Annotated in this window: 7 protein-coding genes; 3 read left to right on the plus strand and 4 right to left on the minus strand. The window is 70.4% G+C overall.

Annotation, left to right across the window (positions count from 1 at the left end):
* Both GPJ59_RS29850 and GPJ59_RS29855 read right to left on the minus strand, forming a co-directional pair.
* Positions 1-491 (minus strand): hypothetical protein (locus tag GPJ59_RS29850; RefSeq protein WP_219671031.1); only part of this gene is annotated, 491 nt, incomplete at its 3' end.
* A 61-nt stretch (positions 492-552) separates the two neighbouring features.
* The gene (locus GPJ59_RS29855) at positions 553-1,014 is read right to left on the minus strand and encodes a MarR family transcriptional regulator (protein WP_219671037.1); all 462 of its coding nucleotides are present in this window, start codon (positions 1,012-1,014) and stop codon (positions 553-555) included.
* A gap of 95 nt (positions 1,015-1,109) precedes the next feature.
* On the opposite strand from GPJ59_RS29855, the gene GPJ59_RS29860 reads away from it, so the two are divergent.
* Positions 1,110-2,024 (plus strand): alpha/beta fold hydrolase, encoded by a 915-nt coding sequence (locus tag GPJ59_RS29860; RefSeq protein ID WP_219671032.1) that lies wholly within the window; start codon positions 1,110-1,112, stop codon positions 2,022-2,024.
* Between the two features lie 22 nt (positions 2,025-2,046).
* Here the strand turns inward: GPJ59_RS29860 and GPJ59_RS29865 are convergent, their stop codons facing one another.
* Complete coding sequence (locus tag GPJ59_RS29865) at positions 2,047-3,378, minus strand: DUF2252 domain-containing protein (protein WP_374200948.1); 1,332 nt, start codon at positions 3,376-3,378, stop codon at positions 2,047-2,049.
* 190 nt (positions 3,379-3,568) lie between these two features.
* Between GPJ59_RS29865 and dnaE the strand changes: the two genes are divergently transcribed.
* A complete protein-coding gene (gene dnaE / locus GPJ59_RS29870; RefSeq protein WP_219671034.1) occupies positions 3,569-7,108 on the plus strand; it encodes a DNA polymerase III subunit alpha in 3,540 nt (1,179 codons plus the stop codon).
* 122 nt (positions 7,109-7,230) lie between these two features.
* Here the strand turns inward: dnaE and GPJ59_RS29875 are convergent, their stop codons facing one another.
* Positions 7,231-7,395 carry a hypothetical protein gene (locus GPJ59_RS29875; protein ID WP_219671035.1) on the minus strand — a complete coding sequence of 55 codons (165 nt, stop codon included), beginning with the start codon at positions 7,393-7,395 and terminating at the stop codon, positions 7,231-7,233.
* Positions 7,396-7,606: 211 nt separating this feature from the next.
* Here GPJ59_RS29875 and GPJ59_RS29880 point away from each other — a divergent pair.
* Positions 7,607-8,313 (plus strand): NYN domain-containing protein (locus tag GPJ59_RS29880; RefSeq protein WP_219671036.1); only part of this gene is annotated, 707 nt, incomplete at its 3' end.

Below are 8,313 nucleotides of genomic sequence, written 5' to 3' on the forward strand. Positions count from 1 at the left end.
TGCAGGCCGAGGGCGTGCGTGCGCAGCCACAGCGCGGCCAGCAGGCCGACCGAGACGTGCGCCCCCAGCAGCAGCCAGGGGGTCCACGGGCCGGCGGAGGCGAGCACGGCCGCCGTGTCGGCCGGGCCGGAGCCTTCCGCCAGCGGGCCGCCCACGGGCGTGCCGCCGCACAGCTCCTCCAGGCCGAGGGCGCGCAGCGGACCCGATACGGGGCCGCCGGCCGGGCCGTAGCAGACGTGCTGGCCGGTGGTGAAGACGGTGTCGGCGGCCAGCTCCAGCGGCACCAGCAGGCCGGCGATCGGGCCGAAGCCGCGCTCCCGCCCGGCCAGCGCGAAGGCGATCACGAAGACCCCGGCGAACGCGCCGGCGACCAGGACGGGCGGCAGCGGCGCCTGCGACAGCAGGACGTGCGACCCGGACGAGAGCAGCACGACGAGCGCGCCGAACAGCGCGGCCCGCAGCCCCCGGAGCCCTGCACCTGATATGCCCATCGCGGCGAGTGTGCCACGGGAATCTGTGAAAAGAGGATTCGCCTGCTCGCCGGCGGTCGGCTCAGGGGCGCAGATTGGCCAGCGCGCCCGGTGGGAGGTGCCGGGCCAGCACCTCCAGCGCAGCGGTGACCTCGCTCAGGGCGGCCGCGTCGGCAGTGCCGAGGGCGGCGGCGAGGGCGGACTCGATCCGGGTGGCGCGAACCCGGGCGACCCGTTCGGAGACCTCCTCGGCCGGCCGGACCAGCAGGCGGCGGCCGTCGTCGGGATCGGGGGAGGTCACCACCGAACCGGCCTTCTTCAACCGGGCGACCGCTGTGGACACCTGGCTCTGCGGCAGCCCGGTGCGGCGGGCGATCTCGCCGACCGCACTGCCGGGGTGGGCAGTGATGTCGCTGAGGGCGATGAGTACCGCACGGGCGCCCTGCGCGGCAGCGCCTTCGCCGGCCGCCTCGGGCGCGGGCAGCGCTTCCTCGCCGATCTTCATCAGGGTCCGGCCGAGCAGGAAGAGCTCGACCGCGCTCATGCTGTGGCTCACGGGGCCACGATACATCGCGATGGATTCATCTTTTTGGATCCATCTCTATTGATGAATCAAAATCGATGCATTGCGGTGGGTGCATGACGAAGACGAAGACGGAGACGGAGAACGCGAACGGTGCGCGCGCGGGGCTGCTCCAGGTGCCCGGGGCCGAGCTGTACTACGAGGTGCGGGGGAGCGGGCCGCTGCTGCTCATCGCGCAGAGCGGTGAAGGGGACGCCGGCCGCAGCGTCGACCTCGTGGACCGGCTCGCCGAGGACCACACCGTGGTCACCTACGACCGCCGGGGGCTGTCCCGCAGCGCCCTCCCACCCGGGCGCGGCGTGACGATGGAGGAGCACGCCGACGACGTCCACCGGCTGCTGGCCGAGCTGACCGATGAACCGGCGGTCATGCTGGGCCTCAGCCTCGGGGCCTCGATCGGACTGCACCTGGCCGTCCGCCACCCCGGACAGCTGTCGGTCCTGGTCGCCCACGAGCCGGTGACCCCTCGGCTGCTCCCCGCCGGGGAGCGGTCCCGGCACGAGCGGGAGCTCAGGGAGATACAGGAGCGCTATCGGCGGGACGGGCTGCTGCCCGCGCTGGGCGAGGTGGCACGGGTGCTCGGCATCGACCCGGCCGCCCAGGACCGCGAGCCCGGACTGACCCCGCAGCCAGGGCTGTCCGAGCGCGCCGCCGACTTCGACTTCTTCCTGACCCGCGACCTCACGGCGATCGTCGAGGACACCTTCGACCCGGCGGAGCTTCCGCGCCCGGCCGGGCCGGCGGGGGCCGGGGCGGGGCCGCGGATCGTGCCGGTGACCGGCCGCACCACCCCGCGCACCGTCTTCGACCAGCGGTGTGCCGAGGAGCTGGCCGCGCTGCTCGGCACGCAGACGGCGGAGTTCCCCGGCGGGCACAACGGCAACCTCACGCACCCGGCGGCCTGGGCCACGCGGCTGCGCGAGGTGCTCGCCGAGGATCCGCGCCGGGCCGAGGAGGTGGACGGTGGGTGACCCGGCGAGTGGACCGCGCGGGCTACGAGGCGCTCGTGATCCGGCCGTTGCGGAAGAGGTCCACGAAGATCTGGTGGTCGGCGCGGGCCCGGGCGCCGTAGGCGTGGGCGAAGTCGACCAGCAGCGGGGCGAAGCCCTCCTCGTCGGCGGCGATCGCCGCGTCGATGGCCCGCTCGGTGGAGAACGGCACCAGCGAGTGGCCGCTCTGGTCCTCGTCGGCGGAGGCGTGCATGGTCGCCGTCGCCCGCCCGAGGTCCGCGACGACCGCCGCGATCTCCTCCGGGTCGTCGATGTCCGACCAGTCCAGGTCGACCGCGTACGGGGAGACCTCCGCCACCAGCTGCCCGGCCCCGTCGAGCTCGGTCCAGCCCAGCCACGGGTCGGCGTGCGCCTGCAGGGCCCGCTGGGAGATCACCGTGCGGTGCCCCTCGTGCTGGAAGTACTCGCGTACCGCCCGGTCGGTGACGTGCCGCGAGACCGCCGGGGTCTGGGCCTGCTTGAGGTAGATCACGACGTCGTTCTCCAGGGCGTCGCTGTGGCCCTCCAGCAGGATGTTGTACGACGGCAGCCCCGCCGAGCCGATCCCGACGCCCCGGCGGCCCACCACGTCCTTGACCCGGTAGGAGTCGGGGCGGACCAGGGACTCCTCGGGCAGGGTCTCCAGGTAGCCGTCGAACGCGGCGAGCACCTTGTACCGGGTGGCCGCGTCGAGCTCCACCGCGCCCCCGCCGGAGGAGAAGCGGCGCTCGTGGTCGCGGATCTCCGTCATCGAGTCCAGCAGCGAGAAGCGGGTGCGCGAGCGGGCCGCCCGCAGGGCCTCCAGCAGGGCGCCCTCGGCGGTGTCCAGGGTGAAGGAGGGCACCTCCTCGTGCTTGGCGCCGGCGGCCAGCTGGTGGATCCGCTCCCGGTAGGCGGCCGCGTAGATCCGTACCAGCTCGCTGATCTGCCCGTCGCTGAGCGCCTTGGTGTAGCCGATCAGGGCGACCGAGGCGGCGAACCGCTTGAGGTCCCAGGTGAACGGGCCGACGTAGGCCTCGTCGAAGTCGTTGACGTTGAAGACCAGGCGGCCGTGGGCGTCCATGTACGTGCCGAAGTTCTCGGCGTGCAGGTCGCCGTGGATCCACACCCGGCCCGTGCGCTCGTCCAGGTACGGGCCGCCATGGCGCTCGCGCTCCAGGTCCGCGTAGAAGAGGCAGGCCGTGCCGCGGTAGAAGGCGAAGGCCGAGGCCGCCATCTTGCGGAACTTGACCTGGAAGGCCGCGGGGTCGGCCGCGAGCAGCTCCCCGAAAGCGGTGTCGAACACGTCGAGTATCTGCTCGGCGCGCTGCTCGTCGGTCGTCTCGGGGACCGCCATGGCGGGTGCCTCCTGGTGCACGGTCTGTACAGGTTCTGCCCGACTGGACGCCGGGCCGGTGTCTTCCGGTTCTGCGGATGTCCGTCGTCGATGCAACGCCCGACCGTACCCGTCGGTGCCCCGGGTTTGTCACCCGTGGGACGTAGGATTCGAAGCTGCCCCCTCCCCCCAGCGCCAGGAGCCTCCCGCCGTGACCAAGACGCCGTTCACGCACCTGCACGTCCACACCCAGTACTCGCTGCTGGACGGTGCCGCGCGGCTGAAGGACATGTTCAACGCGTGCAACGAGATGGGCATGACGCACATCGCGATGTCCGACCACGGCAACCTGCACGGGGCGTACGACTTCTTCCATTCCGCCCAGAAAGCCGGAATCACCCCGATCATCGGGATCGAGGCATATGTCGCTCCCGAGTCCCGGCGCAACAAGCGCAGGATCCAGTGGGGCCAGCCGCACCAGAAGCGGGACGACGTCTCCGGTTCCGGCGGTTACACCCACAAGACGATCTGGGCGGCGAACAACACCGGACTGCACAACCTCTACCGGCTGTCCTCCGACGCCTACGCCGAGGGCTGGCTCACGAAGTGGCCCCGGATGGACAAGGAGACCATCGCCCAGTGGTCCGAGGGCCTGATCGCCTCCACCGGCTGCCCCTCGGGCGAGGTGCAGACCCGGCTGCGCCTCGGCCAGTTCGACGAGGCGATCAAGGCGGCCTCCGACTACAAGGACATCTTCGGCGAGGGGCGCTACTTCCTGGAGCTGATGGACCACGGCATCGAGATCGAGCGCCGGGTCCGCGACGGCCTGCTGGAGATCGGCAAGAAGCTCGGCATCCCGCCGCTGGTCACCAACGACTCCCACTACACGTACGCGCACGAGGCCGGCGCGCACGACGCCCTGCTGTGCATCCAGACCGGCAAGAACCTCTCCGACCCGGACCGCTTCCGCTTCGACGGCTCCGGCTACTACCTGAAGTCCACGGACGAGATGTACGCCATCGACTCCTCGGACGCCTGGCAGGAGGGCTGCGCCAACACCCGCCTGGTGGCCGAGCAGATCGACACCGAGGGCATGTTCACGTACCGGAACCTGATGCCGAAGTTCGACATCCCGGAGGGCTACACCGAGGTCACCTGGTTCCGCGAGGAAACCATGAAGGGGATGCACCGCCGCTTCCCGGGCGGGATCCCCGAGGACCGCATGAAGCAGGCCGAGTACGAGATGGACACGATCATCTCGATGGGCTTCCCCGGCTACTTCCTCGTGGTCGCCGACTTCATCATGTGGGCCAAGAACCAGGGCATCGCGGTGGGCCCCGGCCGAGGCTCCGCGGCCGGCTCGATCGTCGCGTACGCCATGGGCATCACCGACCTCGACCCGATCCCGCACGGCCTGATCTTCGAGCGGTTCCTCAACCCCGAGCGCGTCTCCATGCCCGATGTCGACATCGACTTCGACGAGCGCCGGCGCGTCGAGGTGATCCGGTACGTGACCGAGAAGTACGGCGCCGACAAGGTCGCCATGATCGGCACGTACGGCACCATCAAGGCCAAGAACGCGATCAAGGACTCCGCGCGCGTGCTGGGCTACCCGTACGCCATGGGCGACCGGCTCACCAAGGCCATGCCCGCCGACGTCCTCGGCAAGGGCATCCCGCTCTCCGGCATCCTCGACCCGCAGCACCCGCGCTACAGCGAGGCCGGCGAGATCCGCGGGATGTACGAGAACGAGCCCGACGTGAAGAAGGTCATCGACACCGCGCGCGGCGTCGAGGGCCTGGTCCGCCAGATGGGCGTGCACGCGGCCGGCGTGATCATGTCCAGCGAGCGGATCACCGACCACGTACCCGTCTGGGTGCGGCACACCGACGGCGTCACCATCACCCAGTGGGACTACCCGAGCTGCGAGTCGCTCGGCCTGCTGAAGATGGACTTCCTGGGCCTCCGCAACCTCACGATCATGGACGACGCCGTCAAGATGGTGAAGGCCAACAAGGGGATCGACATCGACCTCCTGGCCCTGCCGCTCGACGACCCCAAGACCTTCGAGCTGCTCCAGCGCGGCGACACCCTCGGCGTCTTCCAGTTCGACGGCGGCCCCATGCGCTCGCTGCTGCGCCTGATGAAGCCCGACAACTTCGAAGACATCTCCGCCGTGTCCGCGCTCTACCGGCCGGGCCCGATGGGCATGAACTCGCACACGAACTACGCCCTGCGCAAGAACAAGCAGCAGGAGATCACCCCGATCCACCCCGAGCTGGAGAAGCCGCTCGAAGAGGTGCTCGCGGTCACCTACGGCCTGATCGTCTACCAGGAGCAGGTGCAGAAGGCCGCCCAGATCATCGCCGGCTACTCGCTCGGCGAGGCCGACATCCTGCGCCGCGTGATGGGCAAGAAGAAGCCCGAGGAGCTGGCGAAGAACTTCACGATCTTCCAGGAGGGCGCCCGGAAGAACGGCTACACCGACCAGGCCATCCAGGCCCTCTGGGACGTCCTGGTCCCCTTCGCTGGCTACGCCTTCAACAAGGCCCACTCGGCCGCGTACGGCCTGGTCTCCTACTGGACGGCCTACCTCAAGGCGAACTACCCGGCCGAGTACATGGCGGGCCTGCTCACGTCGGTCAAGGACGACAAGGACAAGTCCGCGATCTACCTGAACGAGTGCCGCCGTATGGGCATCAAGGTGCTCCCGCCGAACGTGAACGAGTCGGAGTCGAACTTCGCCGCCCAGGGCGACGACGTGATCCTCTTCGGTCTCACCGCCGTGCGCAACGTCGGCCAGAACGTCGTCGACTCGATCATCAAGACCAGGAAGTCGAAGGGGAAGTACAGCTCCTTCCCCGACTTCCTGGACAAGGTCGAGGCCGTCGTCTGCAACAAGCGCACCATCGAGTCGCTGATCAAGGCCGGCGCCTTCGACGAGATGGGCCACACCCGCAAGGGCCTCGTCGCCCAGCACGAGCCGATGATCGACAACGTGGTCGCGGTGAAGCGCAAGGAGGCCGAGGGCCAGTTCGACCTGTTCGGCGGAATGGGTGACGAGGACAGCAGCGAGCCCGGCTTCGGACTCGACGTGGAGTTCTCGGACGTGGAGTGGGAGAAGTCCTACCTGCTCGCCCAGGAACGCGAGATGCTCGGCCTCTACGTCTCCGACCACCCGCTCTTCGGCCTGGAGCACGTCCTGTCCGACAAGACGGACGCCGGCATCGCCCAGCTCACGGGCGGCGAGCACAGCGACGGCGCCGTCGTCACCATCGGCGGCATCATCTCCGGCCTCCAGCGCAAGATGACCAAGCAGGGCAACGCCTGGGCCATCGCCACCGTGGAGGACCTGGCCGGCTCCATCGAGTGCATGTTCTTCCCCGCCACCTACCAGCTGGTCTCCACCCAGCTGGTCGAGGACGCCGTCGTCTTCGTCAAGGGCCGCCTCGACAAGCGCGAGGACATCCCCCGGCTGGTCGCCATGGAGCTGATGGTCCCCGACCTGTCCTCGGCGGGCACCAACGCCCCCGTCGTCCTCACCATCCCCACCGTCAAGGTCACTCCTCCGATGGTCACCCGGCTCGGCGAGATCCTCAGCCACCACAAGGGCAACACCGAGGTGCGGATCAAGCTCCAGGGGCCGCGCTCGACGACCGTGCTGCGCCTGGACCGGCACCGGGTGCAGCCCGACCCCGCGCTGTTCGGCGACCTGAAGGTGCTGCTCGGCCCGTCCTGCCTGGCGGGCTGAGCCACCGCCGCGGTCGGCGCAGCGCCGCCTGGGGGCCCCTCCCGGCGGTAGCTGGGGGAGCACGCCAGGGCGCGCCCGGGACATCCCGGGCGCGCCCTTTCGGCTGCGTGCCGCCGTCTGCGTCAGTTGTGGCCGAACTTCTTCGACTTGCGCTTGTGGGCCATGTCCATGGGACTGGGCGCCGAGGACGACGTATCGGACGACGTCTCCTGCGAGCCCTTCGACTGCTCCTGCTGGGACGAGCGGGGCTGCTGCTGGGGGTGCTGGCGGTTCTTGTTCTTGGCCATGGGGAACCTCCTGGGAACGGTGTAGGGGCCAGGGCCGCCTTCACATTCACACACCGCCCGATACCCCGCATTTTGGATCATTACCGTCGGCGGCTCGGACCCCGTGCGCCCGCCGTGGTGAGATACGCCACGCCGATGATCGAGTTCCGGCCGTCAACACCCTTGCGTTCGGGCAGACTCGGGGAAAACCTGGAACGCTCCCCGGAAGAGGGTGGAAAGCGTGGACCGCTGCGTCGTCCTGGTGGACGCCGGCTATCTGCTGGGTGCCGCCGCCAGTCTCCTCGCCGGGGAGCCGTCCCGCTCCCGCATCACCGTCGACCACGCGGCCCTCATCCAGGGGCTGCGCGAGCGCGCCGAGGCCGACACCGCACAGCCGCTGCTGCGCATCTACTGGTTCGACGGGGCCCCCGACCGGGTGCCCCAGCCCGAGCACCGGCGGCTGCGCGTCATGCCCCGGGTGACCGTCCGACTGGGTGCACTGACCCGCAGCGACGGCCGCTGGGCCCAGAAGGGGGTCGACGCGGCCATGCACGCCGAGCTCACCGAGCTGGCCCGCAACCGCGCCTGCTCCGACGTGGTCCTGGTCACCGGCGACGGCGACCTGCTGCCCGGGCTGATGTCGGCCAAGGAGCACGGGGTCGCCGTCCACCTGTGGGCCGTACAGGCCGCCGACGGCGACTACAACCAGTCCGAGGACCTGGTCGCCGAGGCCGACGAGCGGCGGGTGCTGGACCGGGCCTGGATCACCCGGGCCGTCCGGGCGAAGGACCTCACGGGGCTCTGCCCGCCGCCGCCCGCGCCGCGCCCCGAGATCGCGGCCATCCTCTCCGCCCCGCTCCCCGAGGCGGCGCTCGCCGAGGCCGCCCGCAACGGCGGCGTGCCGGTCGGGCAGGTCGTCCCCGGGGTGCCCGTGCCGGG

Source organism: Streptomyces bambusae, assembly GCF_019400985.1.
Classification (GTDB): Bacteria; Actinomycetota; Actinomycetes; order Streptomycetales; family Streptomycetaceae; genus Streptomyces; species Streptomyces bambusae_A.

What these genes read in the sequence shown, in the direction of transcription:
- GPJ59_RS29875 (WP_219671035.1), bottom strand. Translation starts at nt 7,395, where the DNA reads ATGGCCAAGAACAAGAACCGCCAGCACCCCCAGCAGCAGCCCCGCTCG.
- GPJ59_RS29865 (WP_374200948.1), bottom strand. Translation starts at nt 3,378, where the DNA reads ATGGCGGTCCCCGAGACGACCGACGAGCAGCGCGCCGAGCAGATACTC.
- GPJ59_RS29860 (WP_219671032.1), top strand. Translation starts at nt 1,110, where the DNA reads ATGACGAAGACGAAGACGGAGACGGAGAACGCGAACGGTGCGCGCGCG.
- GPJ59_RS29855 (WP_219671037.1), bottom strand. Translation starts at nt 1,014, where the DNA reads ATGAGCGCGGTCGAGCTCTTCCTGCTCGGCCGGACCCTGATGAAGATC.